The following is a 19256-nucleotide window of genomic DNA, read 5'->3' as shown; positions in this document are numbered from 1 at the left end:
CCCAATTAAAAAACCCCGGCAAAAACCGGGGTAAAAACGCTTCGCTAACTAACGGGGGGAAGTTAGTAGAAGCTGTAACGCACACCCAGCTGGCCGCGGATACCGTAGTACTCCACCTGCTTGGGTCTGTCCTCGTCGCCGATGTAATAGGTCAGCGGTTCGTCGCTGAGGTTGATGGCCTCGGCAAAGATCACCAGCTGGTCGTTGACCGTGTAGTTGGCACTCAGGTCAAGGCTGGTGTAGGCACCGTAGAACTGATCCTCGTCCCTGCTGCCGCCGTGCTCCTCCACATACTCACCCTTGTGATTCTGGGCCAGGCGCAGGGAGAAGGCGCCGTCGTCGTAGTAGACGGAGAAGTTGTGCAGCAGGTCCGCCTGGCGCGGAATCGGCACACCGCCGCTACGGCCGGGAATGCTCATCTCCGAGTCCATCAGGGTGACGTTGGCGGAGACACCCAGATTGGCCAGCGGGCCGGGCAGGAAGTCCAGCTTGCGGATCAGGTTCAGTTCCGCACCGCGCAGCCAGGCATCGTCGCCATTCTCAGGGCGGTAGATATCCACTCCGGCATTGCCGTTGTACTCGCCCTCGCTCACATCGGTGAAAATCGGGTCGGTAATGTCCTTGTAGAAGAGGCCCGTGGAAACGACACCGGCATCACTGAAGTAGTGCTCGTAGATGGCGTCGAGATTCCAGGAGTAGGTCGGATCCAGCTCGGCGTTACCGCCGAGGAATTCGTTGTCGTGTTCCGCGTAGTATCCGCCCGGGTTCAGGTCGCCGAAGTCGGGACGCGCGAAGGTGCGGGTCAGCGCCAGGCGCAGGTTGCTGTCCTCGGTCAGGGCATATTTCAGGTGCGCAGAGGGCAGTACCGACAGGTAGTCCTTTTCGCCCTTGAAGGGTTCCAGGTGACCCTCGCCGGACTCGTCGGTGACGAATACCTGGCTGTCCACCTCGGTGGTGGTCTGGGTCAGGCGCAGGCCGGCGACCAGGGTGGTGCGGTCGTTGTACTGGTAAGTGGCCATGCCGTAGCCGGACAGATGCTGCTCGGCCAGGTCGAAGTTGCGCCCCAGGGCCAGGCCGTTGCTGACCAGCGCGGAATCCCCTTCCACCAGCACAAACTTGTCGCGATTCTGGTTCCAGAAGCTCTCCAGGTCGGACATATCGGCCACCTGGGAGAACTGGGATTCATAGTCCACATCCACTTCCGGCAGGAAGTCGCTGCGGCCGGGCTGGTCGGACAGGGCAAAATCGGACAGCAGTGGCGCCGGGCCGTAGTTGTCGGCATCCCAGGCGTAGAACTCATCGGCAAACTCGGATACGCGTTCCTTGTCGCGGTATTTCATACCGAATTTCAATTCCAGTTCGCTGGACAGCTCGCTGGTGAAATCGAAGGAGGCAACGATCTTGTCTTTCTCGTTCAGGTAGACCTTGTACAGTTCCACCCAGGACAGAGCCGACCGGGTCGGGTCCATGACAAAATCGCCGGGCAGGTGGGTGGAGATAGCATCCGCCGGATCGCTGCCGCCGTCGATGGTGTTGTAGACCAGACCATCTTCAAGGCCTTCGTAACCGACATCCTTCTGGTCGAAGCGCATCACGAAATAAGCGCGGTCTTCCTTGTTGGGGATGGCGCCGTAGTGGAATTCGTTTTCGTAGCTGGCCAGGCTCCAGTCCAGTTTGTTCGTATCGCTCAGGCCGTGCTCGCCGCCGAATTCGAAGCCGTGCATACGGGTGACCAGCATATTGTGGATATGCTGCAGCTCCAGGCGATCCTTGTCGAAGCGCAGGCGGTGCTTGTAATGGGTCTCCTCGTCTTCGAGGGTGCCGTAGAGGCCGCGGGCAAAAATCTTGTCGCCATTGTCGAACACATATTCGGCGCCGAGATTCAGACCCTGGGTCTGGCGGTTACCGGTGTAGTCGCGCAGTTCCAGGCGGTAGATGCCGTTGCCGTTGCGGCGCGGCTCGTAGTTGTCAGTGGCCCAGTCGCGGCTCCACTGGGTGGCATTGACCATGTAGCCGAACTTGCCGTCCGCACTGCGATCGCCCCAGAGCACACTGAAGGAGGAAATATCCCCCTCTGCCTTGTCGGCGTAGCCGCCAGCAACGGAGATATCCAGGGTGCGCTCTTCCGGCGCGGTGCGGGTCACGAAGTTGACGTTGCCGCCGATGGAGTCGCCCTCCTGGTCCGCAGTCACCGCCTTGGAAACCTCGATGCGTTCGATCAGCTCGGACGGGAAGAAGTCAAAGGCCGCAGCACGGCTGGTGGTCTCCTCTTCCGCGGATGGCAGGCGGTGGCCATTCAGGCTGGAAGAGCTCCACTGGGAAGGCAGGCCGCGCACGGCCACGAAGCGACCCTCGCCCTGGTCGCGCTCGATGGAAACGCCGGAGACGCGCTGTACCGCTTCCGCCGCGTTGCGATCCGGCAACTTGCCGATACCGTCCGCGGAAACCACATTGATGATGCGGTTGGATTCCCGCTGCAGTTCGAGGGAGCGCAGCTCGGTATCGAACATACGCCCGAGCACGACGATTTCCTCGATACCATTGTTTTCCTGTACACCCGCTTCGTCGACCTGTTGCGTCTGCCCCTGCGCGTAGGCTCCCTGACTCACCGCCAGTGCTATGGCCGCAGGCAGTAATTTGAGACGATTCATCGTCTGCCCCCTGTTGTGAATTGAATTGCCGCTCTTCGTAGCTGTTAAGAAATTTTTATTCAGCCCAACCGATCTGGACTAGACCAGAATGCTAGACAGGCAATATGACAACCGCATAACAGGAGTGTGAAACTTGCTTTTAATTACCAATTAAGCTCAAGAAACCGTCACCTTTCAGTCACAAGATTGAAACAACTGCGCCATAGGATTTGGTCTAGACCAAGTATGCAGTGACGACAACCATGGCCGACAATCATCACGCTCACCCCGGCAGTGCCGCACCCCAGGTGCCCCACCGCTTTGCACTGGTTTTGTTCGCCGGGCTCGCCGCCTTCTTTACCTATTTCTGCATGTACGCCTTCCGCAAACCCTTCACCGCGGCCACCTTCGAGCAGGTGGCCGGTTGGGACTTTGCGCTCGACTACAAGACGGCACTGATCATCGCCCAGGTGCTTGGCTACGCGCTGTCCAAAGTCATCGGCATCAAGGTAATTTCGGAGATGCGCGCCACCGATCGCGCGCGTATCCTGATCGCGCTGGTGCTGGCGAGTCACCTGGCACTGGTGGGTTTCGCCCTGATTCCGGCGCCGTACAATGTGGCCATGCTGTTCCTGAACGGACTGCCGCTGGGCATGGTCTGGGGACTGGTATTCAGCTACCTGGAGGGGCGTCGGGTCACCGAGGCACTGGGCGCCATTCTCTGTGCCAGCCTGATCGTCTCCTCCGGCGCAGTAAAGGCCGTCGCCGCCTACCTTCTGATCGAGTGGCAGGTGCCGGAGCTGTGGATGCCGGCGCTGGTCGGGCTTATTTTTGTGCCCGGCCTGATTCTCTCCACCCTGGCCCTGGCGCGCACGCCGCAGCCGGATAGCGCTGATCGGGATGCGCGCAAGCAACGGGTGCCGATGGACGCTGCCATGCGCAGCGCTTTCCTGCACGAGACGGGCCTGGGACTCGCCGCACTGGTCCTCACCTACGTTTTTCTCACGTCGTTTCGCGATTTCACCGACAACTTTGCCGCGGAACTGTGGCAGGCGCTGGGCTACGGCGAGGCGCCGCAGATATTCCTGACCAGCAGCCTGCCGGTGGCGCTGGTGGTGCTCGGTTCCCTCGCACTACTGATGTACCTGCGCGACAACTACAGGGCATTACTTTTGAATCAAGTCCTGGTCGGTCTCGGTGGAGCCACCTGCGTGATCGCCTCGCTGGCGTTTGAAGGCGGCGCCATCGGCGGCGCCCTGTGGATGATCGCGGTCAACGTCGGCCTCTATATCGGTTATGTGCCCTTTAACTGCCTGCTGTTCGAGCGCCTGGTGGCCTGCACCCGCTCCCTCGGCAATGCCGGCTTCGTCATCTACCTGGCGGACAGCGCCGGCTATCTCGGCTCTATCGGTGTGATGCTGTACAAGACCTTCGGCCAACCGAATCTCGACTGGCTGGACTTCACGCTGCAGTTCACCTACGCCGTCGGCTTCGCCTGCGTGCTGCTGATGCTGCTATCCACCCTCTATTTCCGCCGCCTGCGCAGAACAACTCCCGCGCAGCCGCAACTGGCGGCCCCAGCGCTGTAACCAGACACTGTAATCAGGAGCTGTTTTTATGAAGTTTGATCTCGCCATCGTCGGCGCCGGCGTGCTCGGCAGCTTCGCCGCCCTGCGCGCGCTGCATTCCGGAAAGAAAGTACTGCTGCTGGAAGCCGGCGAGCGCGCCCGCGGCGCCACAGTGCGCAATTTCGGCCAGATAATACCCTCCGGTATGGCCCCCGGAACCTGGCGCGGGCTGGGACTGCGCTCGCTGGAAATCTACCGCTCACTGGAGCCGAAAATGGACGGAGCCCTGTGGCAGCAGGGCTCTCTCTATATCGCTTCATCACCGGAGGAAGCGACGCTGCTGGAGGAGATGCAGGATATCAACCGCGATACCGGTGTCGAATCCGAGCTGCTGACGCCCGCGCAATGTCTCGCGCGGATTCCCGCGTTGCAGCCGGGCTACTGCTGCGGCGGACTCTTCTATCCGCGGGAAATGAGTGCCGAGAGCGGCCTGCTGATGCCGCGCCTTTGGCAACTGCTGGCGGCGGATCCGAACCTGACCCTGAAACCCGCCACCGCCGTTGCCGGCGTCGAGGAATCCGGTGACGGCGCCACTGTCACCACTGCGGTGGGCGAGAGGTTTTCCTGTCGGCAGGTACTGGTCTGCTGCGGCCACCTGTTGAACCGCCTCTTCCCGCAACATTTGCAGATCGACACTGTGCAGATCAGCAAACTGCAAATGCTGCGCACCGAGCCGCTGAAGCCGGTAAAAATCCCCGGCAACCTGCTCACCGGCCTGTCCATCCGCCGCTACGACGCCTTCAAGAGCTGCCCCAGTTACCGCAGCCTGCCGGACAGCGGCCTGGATCCGCGCTATGGTGAGCTGGGCATCCACATGCTGTTCCGCCAGTCCGCGGATGGCAGCCTGATTGTCGGCGACTCCCATGAATATTTTTCCGCGCAGGGCGTCGATTCCCTCGATTACGAAATTCGCCAGGACATCAACGATCTGATGCTGGCGGAAGCGCAGCGCATCCTGGCCCTGCCGCAGTGGAAAATTACCCGCGCCTGGAATGGTTTCTACAGCCAGGAAAACCAGCGCGGCGTGCTGCTCAAGTCCATTTCACCCGCCGTTCACCTGGCCACAGGTATCGGCGGCAAGGGTATGAGCACGGGACCGGCGCTGATGGAGCGCGCCGTGGACAGCCTGCTCGCGGGACGCCCGCTGGAGGAATGCCTTGAACAGATCCAGTGAGCCCCTGGCGGCGATAGAGCAACTATTTCTCGCCCACGGTGACCGGCAACTCGGCGAGCACTGCAGTCAGTTGCAACACGCTTCCCAGTGCGCGGCACTGGCGGAGCGCGAGGGCTGTTCCGATGCCCTGATTTGCGCGGCCTTCCTGCACGATATCGGTCATCTGTACGCGATGGAAAATCGATTGCCCGGCTGTGACGATCGGGGCCACAGCGAGCACGACCGCATAGGCGCGGAACTGCTGCAGAGATGGGGCTTTCCCCAGTCGGTGACCGCGCCCATTGCACTACACGTGGAGGCCAAGCGCTTCCTGGTCGCAGCCGACAGAAACTACGGCGCGCAGCTGTCCGACGCCAGTCGCCACAGCCTGGTATTGCAGGGCACCGCCATGCGCTGGGAAGAGCAACAGGAATTCCTCGGCAAACCCTACGCCCGCCAGTCTCTGGCCCTGCGGCGTTGGGACGACACCGGCAAGGCCGAGGGTCTAAACCCGCAGAATCTCAAACACTGGCTGGACTGCTGCGCCCGCGTGCTCGAAACCAGCGAACTATATGCCGTAAAGCATTGATGGAGAAATTTTTATGACACAGATTCAACTGAATGCGGCCATCTTCGACTGGGCCGGCACATTGGTGGATTTCGGCTCGCGCGCGCCGCTATCTGCCTTTATGCAGGTATTTGCCGACGCCGGCATAGCCGTCACCGAGTCGGAAACCCGCGCGCCCATGGGCACTGAGAAGAAAGAACATATTCGCCGTATGCTGCGGGACAGCCGCACCCAGAACTGCTGGCAAGAGAAACACGGCCGCCCCTCTAACGAGTCGGATGTGGAGGAGCTCTATCGGCAGCTGGCGCCCGTGCAGCTGCAGGAAATCGACAGGCACAGTCGCGCCGTGCCCGGCGCCGCCGAACTGTTCGTCGAACTGCGCCAGCGCGGTTTCAAGATCGGCAGCACCACCGGCTACAGCCGCAGCATGATCGAGGGCTTGCTGAAGAGCGCCGCGGACCAGGGGGTCGAACCCGACTTCGCCGTGGCCGCCGACGAGGCCGCCGGTGCCCGCCCGGGCCCGGCCGCGGCGCTGAAAAACGTGATCGAGCTGGAGATTCCCTCCGTGGCCCAATGCGTCAAGGTGGACGACACCGCGGCGGGCATTATGGAGGGGCGCAATGCCGGTATGTGGACAGTCGCGGTGGTCCTGTCCGGCAATGCGCTGGGACTGTCGCTGGAAGCCTGGCAGGCGCTGGAAGTAGATGAAGCGGCCAGGCGCAAGGCCGCCGCCTATCGCGCCCTCGAGGGCTGCGGCGCCCACTACCTGATCGACGATATCACCCGGCTGGAACCGGTGCTGGTGGATATCAACCGGCGCCTGGCGCTGGGTGAAAGACCCTAGTCGGAGCTTTAGTCGGAGCGGGGCGGCCGTCCGCCCATGGCCGCGATAGCTCTCTGTCAAATGGAAAGTCCGATCGCGGCCATGGGCCGCTCCTACAAGGGAACGTCCTTTGCGGACAATTCGAAAGCCCGCCCCACTAAGCGATAATCGCTAGCATTTCCCCTACAGAGAGTTCCCGTGTCCAGCGCCTACGACGATATCAAAGCCCATATCCAGCACCTGATCAGCGACGGCCGCCTGGGGGCCAACCACAAGCTGCCCTCGGAGCGCGAGCTGGTGGAACAGCTGCCGGTCACGCGCATCACCCTGCGCGACGGTCTGACCCGCCTGGAGGGCGAGGGACTGGTCTACCGGCAGAACCGCCGCGGCTGGTTCGTCGCACCAAACCGCTTCGTGATGAAGCCCGCGCAAAAAGTGAATTTCAATCGGATGGCCGGCGAGCAGGGCTTCCAACCCGGCACCGAGGTGCTCCATCTGCGCAGGCAGGCGGTACGCCGGGATATCTACACCGCTTTTGAAGCAGGAAAAAACAGCCGCTATTTTGAACTGCGCCGCGTGCGCAGCCTCGACAATCGCGCGGTCATGGTGGAGGACAGTTATATGCCGGTGGAGCGCTACACCGGCCTGAACGATTTCGACCTGTCCGAATCCGTTACCGAGATATTGCAGCAGCACTACGGTGTGGAAGTCGCGTCCGAACACTGCAATATCCAGATCGCCAACCTCGAGCGCGTCCACGCCGAGCCCCTGGGTATTCACGCCGGCACCCTGGGGCTGAAAATCGTGCGCCTGCGCTACGGCCCGAACGGGCAACTGATCGACTACAACATTGAACACTGGCTGCCCCACGCCATCGAGATGGAAGTGGCTACCCGTTAGCGCGGTAGCGGGCGGGTCGCGAGCCAGGTACCGACGACGGCAAACAGCAGGCCGAGCGTTGCCAGCAGTTTCCAGCCCGCCCCCAGCCAGAACAGGGTCAGCCAGCTGCACGCCATCAATCCGAGCGCGGTTATCTTGGCCGAAAGCGGCACCGCGCCCTGCGTGCGCCACGCTTCTAGTATTGGACCGAATCGCGGGTGCTCCTCGAGCCACAGGGCCAGCCGCGGAGAGCCCTTGGCCGCGGCCCAGGCCGACAGCAGCAGAAAAGGTGTGGTGGGCAACAGGGGCAATACGACACCGGCAATCGCCAGACCGAGGGATATCCATGCGAGCGGCAGCCAGAAAAAATACTGCAGGGATTTGCGGCTCATAGTGCGACCAACGGCTAGAGAGACTTCAAACCTACCCCTTTACGCCGCAGCAGTTCAAGCTGCTGCTTAGATTTCCCCAGTGTAGGAGCAGCCTTTGGCCTTACAGGGACAGCGCAACAGATTATTTCGCAGCGGACTCCCCGCCCTGTCACTTCCTGCCCGCCTCCCCAACTACCCACAGCAGCCGCGCGCCGGCGCGGGAGAAAATACGGATCTGGCAATACCGCTGACGACAGAGGTTGCAAGCATGCGACACATGTCGCACACTAACCCCATCAGTCACAAGGCAGACCGCCATGAAACAACAACCCTCGACGTCGGAACTGGCCATCCTCAAGGCCCTCTGGCAGCAGTCTCCGCTGAGTGCCCGCGAGATTCACCAACAGGTTGAAGAGCACCTGGGCTGGTCCTATTCCTCCACCCGCAAGACCCTGGACCGCATGCAGGACAAGGGGCTGCTGCAGGCCTTCGAAGTGCATGGGCTCAAGGTATTCGAAGCCAGGGCGGACAAGGTCGCAACCCTGGCCGCCTACACGAGGGATTTCGCCGAGCGGGTGCTGGAGATCAAGGGACCGGTGCCGGCTTCCTTCTTTGCCGGTAGTGAGCTGCTCAGTGAAACCGAGCTGAAGGCGCTGGAAGCGCTGCTGGCTCGGAGTGAGGAACAGAAAGGAGACGAAAAGGGAGGCGGGGATGATTGAGTGGCTCGCCCAGCTGGCCCTGTCCAGCCTGATCTCCCTGGCCGTCGGTGCCGCAGCGATGGGCGTACTGGCATTGGCGGCCCGCCGCCTGGGCTGGCTGGACGGCTGGCGCGAGCCCTGGCTGGCCGCGGCCGTGCTGACTTTCGCCAGCTTCTGTCTGGGCTTCCTGCCCGCTGCGGAGAAGGCTCCGGCCATAGAACTGAGCCTGCCGGAGTTGACGATGCAGTCCCTGGCCGCTCCCCATGCGGCTGAACTCCCGGCGAATACGGATGGCGCGGTCCTCCCATGGCAGTGGGCACTAATGGCCTGGGGCACCATCTGGATCCTGGGCGCCGCCATCGGATTGGGTCGCCTGCTGCAGGGCCAACGACGGCTGGCCAGGCTGGTGAGTCGGGGCAGGACCTTGCCGGTACAGAGCGAGCTGGCCAGGCACCTGGGGGTAGTGGATGCACCAAAGGGGCTAAGGCTGGTACTGGTGGGAACCCGGATCTCTCCCTTTGCCATGACCCTGCCAAGACCGACCCTGGTACTCAGCCAGTGGGCACTCGACAACCTCTCCCTCGAACAGATCCGCCTGGTAGTGCGCCACGAGCTGGAGCACCTGGCGCGGCGCGACCCCCTGGCGGTATTGGGCCTGCAGTGGATGGCGGCGCTGCTGTGGTTCAACTGGCCGCTGAAGGCGCTGGCGAAACGGGCGGTGGACGCCCTGGAACAGAGCTGTGACGAAGAGGTACTCAGAAAAGAAAACCAAAGTCGGCGAAGGGCCTACGCAGAGGCAATGCTGAAGACCCTTCGCCAAACCGCGACAGCTCACGGCAATGATCCTGTCGCGGCCTTCTCAACGCAAAACCCTCTCTCACAAAACCAAAGGAGCTTTACCTTGAGAATCCGTCATATTCTGAACGGCAAACAAAGTGCCCGCAAGGGTTCCAACAGGGCACTGTGGTCCCTGACCCTGGCCGGTGGCGCCCTGCTATTGGGCCTGCAACCCCAGTTGGCGATAGCCGACAGGGTCACAGAAGCCTTTATCAGCCCACTGCCCGAGGCCAGGGTCACCTCCGGCTTCGGCATGAGGCCCTGGCCCATCAAGGACGCGGAGCATAAGAAAAAACGCCTGCACAGGGGAGTCGACCTGGGTGCCCCCAGGGGCACTCGAGTGCAGGTTCCCAAGGCCGGCGTGGTCACCTTCTCCGGTACCAGGGGGGGCAGTGGCGAGGTGGTAATCATCGACCACGGCGAGGGTGTAGAAACGCTCTATGCACACCTGGACAAGCGCCTGGTGAAGAAAGGCGACAGGGTCGAGCAGGGTCAAGTTCTCGGCCTGGTGGGCAGCACCGGCAAGGCCACTGGCCCGCACCTGCACTGGGAATTGCACAAGGACGGCGAGGTGGTGGATCCGGCCGGCCTGGTGCCGGTGCTGGCAAAACGCGGGTTACTGCGAATTTCCAAGCAGTAGAGGTTTTCGGTTTTTGTAGGAGCGGCGGGGCGGCCATCCGCCCATGACCGCGATCGGTGTGGAAATAAACCACCATCGATCGCGGCCATGGGCCGCACCAGCCGCTCCAGGTATTCACGGCGCCGTCGGCCCTACCTATAAGCCCTACCTACAAGGGGGACAGCAGTAAATTTATTTCGCCGCGGACTTCTTACCCGGCTTCTTCTTGCCCTCCTCCCTGACCACCCGCAGCAGCGGCTCGTCGGAGCGGAAGATCATCCCGTGAATCTCGGTGGCGTTCTGGCCCTGCAGCAGCTGCTGCAGATACTGCACTATGGGTGCGGATATCTCCTGGCCCGGTACCAGCACCGGAATACCCGGCGGATAGGGCACTATCTCGTCCGCACTGGTGCGGCCGACCAGGTTCTTGGTCGCCTCGGCACCGTTGTCCATCAGCGGCAGCTCTTCCGTATCTGCGAAATAGGCATCCGCCGGCAGGCAGTTGAAATGCGTGAATTCCGGCAGTCGCCGCGGCGACGCTATATGAGCGCGCTTGCGCGCGTTGCGCGCCAGCTGTTTCAAGGCGTGAATCAGACGCAGTAACTTGCTCTCGGTACTGCCCAGGGTCACCAGTACCGTCACCGTGTTGTAGGTGGTCTTCTCCACCTGGATGCCGTACTGGTCGAACAGCTTGATCTGCATCTCCTTGCCGGAGTAACCACTGGCGGAGATATCGATGGTGACCTTGGTCGGGTCCAGGCGGATATTGTCACCGGCCAGCGGCTCGGCGATCAGGTCCTCGCGCGTCAGGGCGCGGAAGACGCCGGTCTCGTCCACGGCGCGGCGCAGCGTCTCCACCATCTGCAGGCACTGCTCCAGGCGACCATAGCCCTCCATCGCCATCTGCTTGCGCGCTACATCCAGGCTGGCAATCATCGCGTATTGCGGGCTGGTGGAGGCGTGCATGTTCAGGTTTTCGCGGAAGCGGTGGTCGTCGAAATCCGGATCCTGCACATGGATCATGCTGGCCTGGGAGAAGGCCGACAGCATCTTGTGGGTGCTCTGGGTCACATAGTCGGCGCCGCACTCCAGCGCCGTCGGGCGCAGGGCCGGGTGGAAATAGCCGTGGGCATACCAGGCCTCATCCACCAGCACCTTGACGCCGCGCTCGTGGGCGTAATCGATGATCGGCTTGAGGTCGTAGCGCAGGCCGTCGTAGGTGCAGGAAGTGATCACCAGCAGGCGCGCATCGCCGTGCTCGTCCAGGGCCGCCTCGATATCGGCGCGCTTGACCGGACCGTAAATGCCGAACTCCGGGTGCAGCACCGACTTCAGGTACACCGGCTCGCAGCGGTTCATGACGATCGCGTGGTGCACCGACTTGTGGCAGGCCTGATCGACGATGATCTTGCCACCGCCGCCGAGTATCTGCTGTATCACCACCTTGTTGGCAGTGGAGGTGCCGTTGGTCAGGAAGAAGGTGTGGCGGGCGCCGAAGGCCTGGGCCGCCAGGTCCTGGGCCTCCTGGATCACCGAGTGGGGCTCCAGCAGGCTGTCGAGCACCTGCACCGATACGGACAGATCGGTGTTGAACACATGCTCGCCCATAAAGCGGTAGAAATCGCCGACCCAGGGGCTGTTGCGCAGGCTGTCGCCGCCGGAGTGGCCGGGGGTATGCCAGGCGTCGCGGGCGCTGAAGACATATTCCTTCAGGGTGTCGGCAAAGGGCGTGGAGGCGCGACGGGCGATAAACGCCTGCACCAGGCGAAACATATGGTTGAAGTTGCCCTCGCGGCGGTCGAACAGCTCGTCGAAGCGCTGGCGCAGGTTGGCCAGGGACTGGGGGCTGGGGCTATCCGCCTGGGACTCGGCGCCGGCGCCGGCAAGCGCACCGTGCGCCACCAGGAAGATATTGATCTGGGAACGCAGGCCGTGCACCTTGTCCGCCAGATCGTCGGCGGCCTGCAGCCCCTGGACGTCGCTGCCGCCGTCGACGATCAGTGCCTGCAGCTTGCCCTCTTCCCGCACCAGGCGCTCGGCGCCGGCGGGCGTGACCGCCTCGAAGCGCAGGCCAAAGGGATTCTCGTGTTGCGCGGCGGTGGCATTCAACGCATTGACCCAGTCGCCCGCCAGCTGGCGATCGGCGCTGATCAGGGCCACGCGGCACTCCAGCGGCTGTGCGCTCTCACTCAGGTTGCCCAGATCAGGCATTTTCAGTTCCAAACCCATAGTCTTATCCATCAGCATAGCCCGAATCTTCCCACGGGCTGCTGTCTCGTCCTGTTAACCTTTTGATTTTATTTGCTTTTTCATTTTTCACCGGCCGCCAACGGAGCACCGGAAATGAGTGACTCGCGAGCCAGGGGAGGAAAGTCTAAAGGAGGCCGCGGGGGAATTCCGCGAAGCGGTGGGATTTAGCGTTATTTGCCAAAAGGTGACAAACAGACCAGATCTGCTGCCACTGAAGCAGACAAAATTAGAACTTTGCGCTGCGCACCCGGCCATCGAAGTCCAGGCAGTCCCGCACCCGCTGCAGCTGTACCGGCGACAACTGCTCCAGCGGGAAATAGCCCATTTCCGAGTGCTCGTCGGACAGGGTAATGGGCGCCGAATCGGCAAAGTGGGCGCGAAAGATAAACACGTGGGAGCTGTAGACGCGGTGGTAGTAGACGCCGCTCAGGTAGTCGATATTCACCTGCCGCCCCAGCTCCTCGCGGCACTCGCGCAACAGCGCCTCGTGCACCGTCTCGCCGGGATCCAGGGCGCCGCCGGGCAGGCCCCAGCTCCTGTCCGCATAGGTGGCGCGCAGCTGCAGCACCTCTCCCATTTCGTTGGTGATTACCGCGTGGGCGCTGAGGCGATAGGTATCTTCGAAGCTCATTGTGCAGAATGCGAAATGATGAATGCGGAATGCGGAATACGCGCTCGGAGATCGAGGGTACCGCCCGAGAGCAGGCCGCGCTCGCACTTTGGAGTCGCGGGAACAGAGCAAGTCGCACAGGCAGGTTTATCAGTATTCATCGTTCCGCATTCCGCATTCCGCATTCCGCATTCACCTCAAAACCCCTGGGCTAATTCGAAACCGAACCCCAACGTCTGTACCGACTCATCGTAGTCGATCAGGCTCTCGCCGTAGCCGTTGAAATACTGAATGTAGCCGCGCACCCGGTTGCCGATCGGGAAACCCCAGGACAATTGCACCGCGCCGTGATTGTCCGAGCGCAGGTTGTTGCGCAACATCAGCGACAGGCTGTGGCCGCCGCTGCGGTAGCGACCGGTCAGCTCGAAGTGCCCCATATAGTCATCGATATCCGGGTTGTCGTCCTCCTCGCGTTTTTCCGGAATCCGGTACCAGGGCTTGAAACCGATGGAGTAGCAGTCGCGCTCGAAGATCAGGTTGGCGTAGATGCGGTTCCAGCTGCGCGACAGGGGCTCGCTGCGGCCGTTGGACTGGTGGTTGATCGCCAGCTGGTTGGCCACATTCTCCCAGCCGAACAGGCTCCAGTCGTTCAGCCAGGTCATGATCAACTCCGGCTCGTGGTTGGTCTCGCGAAAGGGTGCGGAGTCGTCGGAGTTGTAGGCCTGCCAGAAACTGCGGTTGGTGTAGGCGACACTCATAAAGGACGCCTGGCCCAGGAATCCGCGCCACACCGGCACCTGTACCGACAGCTGGAACTGCACCTCGACCTTGTCCAGGTCAATGGACTCGCCATCCGGCAAGTCAATATCTTCCAGGCCGGCCTCGTTCGGCGACGGGTTGTAGACCAGCGGCAACAGGTAATTGGTCTTGTGGGAAGCGAGGGTAAAGGGGTTGTTGGCCGCATCGCGGATGGCCTGGGCGCGCTCGCTCACCCGCAGCTCGTCGACGGGAGGCTCCTCCGGCTCCGGCACTGTGGCGAATACCGGCTTGGGCACCTGTTCCTCCGGGGCGAGATGCGCCTCCTCCGCACAGAAACGGCGCATCTCTTCCAGCGTAATGCTGGCGGGCGCTACCAGCAGCTGCTCGCGCAGGCAGATCTCCTCCCGCCTTTCCGGGCTCAACTCAGAAGGCGGCGCCTCAACCCCGTCGGTATGCGCAGACGGCTCTTCCTCCTGTGCCATTGCGGCAAACGGGAAAATACAAAATAGTAAGAGAGTAAGTCCGTGAAATGACCTGCGACGCGACAAAGGGCGATCTCCCAGCAGTTCTGATCAATTCGCCGCAAGCTTACACTGCCGAAGCGGGGAATGCCCGTCAGGGATCAAGATAAATGGGGCTGCTGGCTGTCGTTATTGCACGGCGCCTTCTTTGGCGCCGAAGCTAAAATCCCTGTGCCAGCTCGACCCCGATTCCGAATGACTGCTGGTACTGATCGTAATTCATCATATTTTCACCGTAGCCGTTAAAATACTTCAGGTATCCCCGTATTCTCTGCCCGACGGGGAAGGTCCAGCGCAGCTCGACGGCACCCCGGTTTTCCTCGCGCAGATTGTTGCGCAGCATCAGAGACGCGCCAAAGCCGCCACTTCGATATCCGCCCTCCAGCTCAAAGTTGCCCATATAGAATTCCATATCCGGGTTGTCGTCTCCGGGCGCACTTTCTGGAATCCGATACCAGGGTTTAAAGGACAGGAAAAAATCGTCTCGTTCGAAGATGAAGTTGGCGTAGACGCGATTCCAACCCCGCGACAGGCGATCCCCACGGCCGTTGGATTGATGGCTGATGGCCAGTTGGCTGGCCACGCACTGAAAGCCGAGCAGCTCCCAGTCGCTGAGCCAGGTCACCAGGATTTCAGGCTCATGACTGGATTCTCGAAACGGAGCGGAACTTGAATAGGCCTGCCAGAAACTGCGGTTCGTATAGGCGAGACTGACAAAGGAGGCCTCACCCAGAACGCCACTCCAAACGGGTACCTGAACCGACAACTGAAATTCTATTTCGAGCGAATTCCAATCTGTGGGAGCAGCGTCCGGAGTTTCCCCCTCACCAAGGGTATCGTTATAGGATGCCGGCAATACGTAATTGGTTTTGTGGGAAGCCAAAGAGAAGGGATTGCTTGAGGCCTCGTGGACTGCCTGGACCCGGTCGCTGACAGGAATACCCGCGCCCGGTGCCTCGCTTTGACCTGACCGGGTATCGCTCGCTTCCGGCTCCGGTTCCGCCACTTCCTCCTGCAACAGATCGCGTCCATAGCCAATCATCGGCAGCAGGAACAGAGTAAGCAGGCAAATCCAGCGCCCCAACTGATAGGCAGAAGGCATGGCTTTTACTCCCTGTTAAAGCCAACTACCCAAAAATATTAGACTTACTGAGTCCGATTTTCCTGCCTTTGCACTAAGGGTTTTATGCGAGACCTGCCAATTGCGGTGACCACTCCAGATCCCGCAGTCGCACCTGCCACAGACGGCCGGTGCTGGAAGGCCAGTCGTAGCCGACCAGGAGACCACGGCGGTCCACATAGCAGTGGGCGTCGCGCTCGGCCTCATCACCCTGGTAGATATAGGCGCTGATGTCGGCACCCAGTTCCTGGGTCCCCTGGGAGGCGGCATCACCGGCCATGGGCCTGGCGCTGCGGTGGCTGACGCGCGGCGCCAGCAACTTGCCGCGCTGGGAGGGATCGACAATATCCGGAGTGACCACTTCCAGCCCCTCGCGGAATTGCTCCAGCTTCAGCAGCAGCGGCCCCATAAAGATGCGCATCAGCGGGAACAGCAAGCGGCCGCGCCCCTCGACGTAGGACTGCTGCGGGCCATTGGGGCCTGTCCAGTTGGCTTCGATGGTGTCACCCAGTTGCGGCATTTCGCCGTCGGCGCTGCACAGGCGATAGTGGGCATTCACTTCGTCCACCTCATCGCGCCAGTTGACCCGGAACTCACGCACCAGGCCCTCGCACAAGAGTGCTCGCACCTCCATACCGAAACCCTGGTCGCCCACCAGGCGCTGACTGACCAGGGTGCGCCGACCCTCGTCGTCCTCGCCCAACTGCCAGCTGTCCCTCACCGGCATTTCGCGACCGTCGCAGCTGTACTGGTAGCGTCCCTGCGCCAGTGTCGAGTTCAATCGCATTGCAGACTTCCTCCCTGTTCACTGCGCGCACCAATTTAATGCATTTTTCGATGCACCGATTGGCAGTGCGTAACACCGAACTCACCTCAGCAAAAAGTATTGCACAAGGGGGGAAAATTTGCGCCGCGTTTGGCGCCAGCTTTACAGCCACTACCGATAAAGTGAAATATTTTTCTAGCGGGCATCGAAATATTAAATCAGTCCGCCGCGACCCGAATTGCAGCCACAGTTCTCTATCTCATGAATTCCGCCATCTGCTTGTCAAAAGCCAGAAGAAGTATCGAGACATATTCGCCGCTTTACTGCAGATGTCGAACCCTGCTCGCGGCAGAAAAAGTTTACAGTGGGTCAGCCAACGGAGCCGACCGATGCCTGGCCACCGGTTTCGGGATTTGGCGACTCGCAGGATACAGACTTCTCCGCAACAGAGAGCTGCCCGTGCTCCAGTTTGAGCAGGCGGTCGCCGAGGTGGAAATACCGGTCGTCGTGGGATATCACCAGAACGGCCTTTCCCTCTGCTTTCAGCTCCGGCAGCAGCTCCCGATAGAAGACGTCCTTGAAAACCGGGTCCTGGTCCGCAGCCCACTCATCGAAAACCAGGAAGGGACGATCTTCCAGGTAGGCGGCCACCAGGGCGAGGCGCTTGCGCTGGCCCTGGGACAGCGCCTGGGTGGTGAAAGCGCCATCGCAGACCTGTACCTTGTGCTGCAAATGCAGGCGACGCAACAGGCGATTCCCGCGCTCGTCCAGGTCTCCGCCCTCCAGGTCCAGCAACCGTTCAAACAGGTGAAAATCTGAAAATACGGCGGAAAAAATCTGCCGGTACCTGTCCCGGTTGATATCGTCGATGGGCTTGCCGTCCAGCACCAATTCACCCGATTCCGGTGCGTAGAGCCCCACCAGCAGTTTTGCCAGGGTGGTCTTGCCGCTGCCATTGCCCCCCACCAGGAAAGTCACTTCGCCGGGACGGAACTCCAGATCGAGCGGTCCCAGCTCGAAGACTTCATCGCTCTGTTCGTGATAGTAGCGATGTGTGACACCCCGAATCTCCAGGCTGCCGAGTTCGGCGGGAAGTCGGGAGGAGTCCGGCTTATCGTCTGCGTCAGCTCCGGGAATATCCCGCGTGATCTCCTCGATGCGCGCCGCCGCCACCCTGGCCAGGTTGGCGCGGGGAATATTCAGCAGCAGGGCCTCCAGCGGTATCACCATATAGAGGAAAACCAGTACGAAACCGGTCATCACCCGGTTGCGCTCCGGCACATCCCCCACCAGTACGAACAGCACCAGGCCGATAAAGGCGTAGACCAGGAAATTACCCCAGCTGGCGGAGGCGACGAATATCGACATACCCAGCGAGCGGCTGCGCCGAACCGCTTCGACGGAGCGCCCCAGCAGATCCTCGCTGAAGGCCCGCCGCTTGCCCGCGTGCAGACGCAGCTCCTTGGCACCCTCCACCAGGGAACGGAAGTGGCTGAAGAGGCGATCCTGCTCCCTGGACGCCACGCTCAAGTGGCGGATCGCGCGCAGGTGCGCCAGGTGATATCCCACGGAGCCGAGACCGATCATCGCCACTGCAGCCAGGAATATCTGCCAGGACAATATGGCCATGTAGACCATACACCCGATGACGATCACGGAATTGGTCAGAATGGCCGGCATGCTGACAAAAAACTGCGCCACGTTGGTACTGTGCTCCGACAGGGCGGACTGCACCTTGGGACCACCCAGAATTTCCAGGCGCCGGAAATCCGCGGCGATAACGCGGGAGGAAATATAGCGGCGCAACTCCGCCAGTGCATGCTGGCCGAGGCGCTCGAACAAAACAGAGGAAAGGGTCCGGCTCAGCATCACCGCCACCGCCAGACCGGCAAATATCCAGGCCATGGTAGCGGTGGAATTGTCTACCGCCAGCGCCGCATTGATACGCGATACCAGCAACACGCCGCAGATACCGGAGACCACACTGGCAGTGGCCGCGGCCAGCAACAGGCCGCGGGAGCGGCGAATAAGGAAAGAAAACACGGCGACCTCGCAATTGGCAATGAACTATCCAACTGACGAACAGGTGCCCCAATAATTTAGCCACTAAACGCCCACCCTATCCAACCGTCACTGATGCAAGCGAGTCAGACGAGCGGTGGAAGCCCCATGATCGAGATATTGAAACCCATATTCCGCGGCCCTCTCGCCACTTACGGGCAGGGACTGGCCTGCAGCGAAGCCCAGCCACCCGGCACGATCCGCCTGCAGGAACTGCTCGGCACCACCGATGCCCTCGAAACACTGCTTTACCGCCAGGCGGATTTCCTCGGAACTGGGGACCTGCGCCCGGTTGCCTCCGCCTGGATGCTGCAATACACCGCGCTGCTGGTGCCGCCGGTAGCGGTTGCGGCGACAGTCCTGGGGCATGTTTTCCCGGTGGGATACCGGGACGCCGCCGTCGATATCGATGGGCGGGGGCTACCCCGACGTATCATCGTTCCCCATTCAGGGCGCAGCGCGGTCGGGCAGAATACAGCCTGCCGCTATGCCACCCTGTTCGCCGCTCACCTGACCCCCTTGGTCCTCCGCCTGTCACAGGCCGCCGGCCTGCCCGGCAAGATCTTATGGGGCAGCGTAGCCCGCCGCCTGGATGCAACCCTGGAGCAGGCGGCGGCAATGGCTCCAACCATCGGGCTGGCGACACGGATCGAGGAAGACAGAGACTATCTGCTGCAACAGCGGACCTGGTCCCTGGGGCAGCGCAACCCGCTGTTTGGCCAGCGGAAAACCGCGCAGATGACACTGGCCGATGGCCGCCAGAGCGTCACCAGGCTCCACCGCCAATGCTGCCTCCACCATCTGCTGCCCGGCAAAGAGCACTGCAGCGCCTGCCCTTTATCCCCCCGTTTGCGACAGATGGAGCAGTGTTCTACCGGCTGAGCCAGCTGCCGGGAAGGCGCCGATACCAATGCAGCGGGCCAGCCATCCGGACTCAGTTTTTTCCTGCCGAAACAGCAGTAC

The 19256-nt window shown here is 61.5% G+C and carries 16 protein-coding genes; 8 read left to right on the top strand and 8 right to left on the bottom strand.

Annotated features, from left to right (window positions below; genetic code table 11):
• Positions 1-62 precede the first annotated feature (62 nt).
• Complete coding sequence (locus IG627_RS08835) at positions 63-2651, bottom strand: TonB-dependent receptor (RefSeq protein WP_193191987.1); 2589 nt, start codon at positions 2649-2651, stop codon at positions 63-65.
• Between the two features lie 242 nt (positions 2652-2893).
• Here IG627_RS08835 and IG627_RS08830 point away from each other — a divergent pair, with 242 nt between their 5' ends.
• The 5 genes from IG627_RS08830 (at position 2894) to IG627_RS21175 (ending at position 7702) form a co-directional block, all read left to right on the top strand.
• A complete protein-coding gene (locus tag IG627_RS08830; RefSeq protein ID WP_226864865.1) occupies positions 2894-4219 on the top strand; it encodes a DUF5690 family protein in 1326 nt (441 codons plus the stop codon).
• A 28-nt stretch (positions 4220-4247) separates the two neighbouring features.
• Complete coding sequence (locus tag IG627_RS08825; protein ID WP_193191986.1) at positions 4248-5432, top strand: TIGR03364 family FAD-dependent oxidoreductase; 1185 nt, start codon at positions 4248-4250, stop codon at positions 5430-5432.
• On the top strand, positions 5416-6000 hold the full coding sequence (locus IG627_RS08820) for an HD domain-containing protein (protein ID WP_193191985.1): 585 nt from the start codon (positions 5416-5418) through the stop codon (positions 5998-6000). Before IG627_RS08825 ends, IG627_RS08820 begins: the two co-directional genes overlap by 17 nt.
• 13 nt (positions 6001-6013) lie before the next feature.
• On the top strand, positions 6014-6823 hold the full coding sequence (phnX, locus tag IG627_RS08815) for a phosphonoacetaldehyde hydrolase (RefSeq protein ID WP_193191984.1): 810 nt from the start codon (positions 6014-6016) through the stop codon (positions 6821-6823).
• 177 nt (positions 6824-7000) lie between these two features.
• Positions 7001-7702 carry a UTRA domain-containing protein gene (locus IG627_RS21175; protein ID WP_193191983.1) on the top strand — a complete coding sequence of 234 codons (702 nt, stop codon included), beginning with the start codon at positions 7001-7003 and terminating at the stop codon, positions 7700-7702.
• Here the strand turns inward: IG627_RS21175 and IG627_RS08805 are convergent.
• Positions 7699-8073 (bottom strand): YbaN family protein, encoded by a 375-nt coding sequence (locus IG627_RS08805; RefSeq protein WP_193191982.1) that lies wholly within the window; start codon positions 8071-8073, stop codon positions 7699-7701. The two genes, IG627_RS21175 and IG627_RS08805, sit on opposite strands and share 4 nt — an antisense overlap.
• 296 nt (positions 8074-8369) lie before the next feature.
• On the opposite strand from IG627_RS08805, the gene IG627_RS08800 reads away from it, so the two are divergent.
• A complete protein-coding gene (locus IG627_RS08800; protein WP_193191981.1) occupies positions 8370-8771 on the top strand; it encodes a BlaI/MecI/CopY family transcriptional regulator in 402 nt (133 codons plus the stop codon).
• Positions 8764-10227: a M23/M56 family metallopeptidase gene (locus IG627_RS08795; RefSeq protein ID WP_193191980.1), complete on the top strand. Its 1464-nt coding sequence runs from the start codon at positions 8764-8766 to the stop codon at positions 10225-10227. The genes IG627_RS08800 and IG627_RS08795 overlap by 8 nt, the downstream gene beginning before the upstream one ends.
• A 171-nt stretch (positions 10228-10398) precedes the next feature.
• On the opposite strand, the gene IG627_RS08790 is transcribed toward IG627_RS08795, so the two are convergent.
• The 6 genes from IG627_RS08790 to IG627_RS08765 all read right to left on the bottom strand — a co-directional run bounded on the left by IG627_RS08790 (position 10399) and on the right by IG627_RS08765 (position 18275).
• Complete coding sequence (locus IG627_RS08790; RefSeq protein ID WP_226864864.1) at positions 10399-12417, bottom strand: aminotransferase class I/II-fold pyridoxal phosphate-dependent enzyme; 2019 nt, start codon at positions 12415-12417, stop codon at positions 10399-10401.
• Positions 12418-12682: 265 nt separating this feature from the next.
• Complete coding sequence (locus IG627_RS08785) at positions 12683-13087, bottom strand: NUDIX hydrolase (protein ID WP_193191978.1); 405 nt, start codon at positions 13085-13087, stop codon at positions 12683-12685.
• A 176-nt stretch (positions 13088-13263) separates the two neighbouring features.
• Complete coding sequence (locus IG627_RS08780; protein ID WP_193191977.1) at positions 13264-14307, bottom strand: phospholipase A; 1044 nt, start codon at positions 14305-14307, stop codon at positions 13264-13266.
• A gap of 199 nt (positions 14308-14506) precedes the next feature.
• Positions 14507-15448 (bottom strand): phospholipase A, encoded by a 942-nt coding sequence (locus IG627_RS08775; RefSeq protein ID WP_193191976.1) that lies wholly within the window; start codon positions 15446-15448, stop codon positions 14507-14509.
• Positions 15449-15530: 82 nt separating this feature from the next.
• Positions 15531-16253 carry a hypothetical protein gene (locus IG627_RS08770; protein WP_193191975.1) on the bottom strand — a complete coding sequence of 241 codons (723 nt, stop codon included), beginning with the start codon at positions 16251-16253 and terminating at the stop codon, positions 15531-15533.
• A 348-nt stretch (positions 16254-16601) separates the two neighbouring features.
• Complete coding sequence (locus tag IG627_RS08765) at positions 16602-18275, bottom strand: cyclic peptide export ABC transporter (protein ID WP_193191974.1); 1674 nt, start codon at positions 18273-18275, stop codon at positions 16602-16604.
• 126 nt (positions 18276-18401) lie between these two features.
• On the opposite strand from IG627_RS08765, the gene fhuF reads away from it, so the two are divergent.
• The gene (fhuF, locus tag IG627_RS08760) at positions 18402-19175 is read left to right on the top strand and encodes a siderophore-iron reductase FhuF (RefSeq protein ID WP_193191973.1); all 774 of its coding nucleotides are present in this window, start codon (positions 18402-18404) and stop codon (positions 19173-19175) included.
• The last annotated feature ends 81 nt before the right edge of the window (positions 19176-19256 follow it).

It is taken from the genome of Microbulbifer taiwanensis, from assembly GCF_014904815.1.
Classification (GTDB): Bacteria; Pseudomonadota; Gammaproteobacteria; order Pseudomonadales; family Cellvibrionaceae; genus Microbulbifer; species Microbulbifer taiwanensis.
Note: the sequence above shows the minus strand (reverse complement) of the source record. Positions and strands in the feature narration are given on the sequence as shown.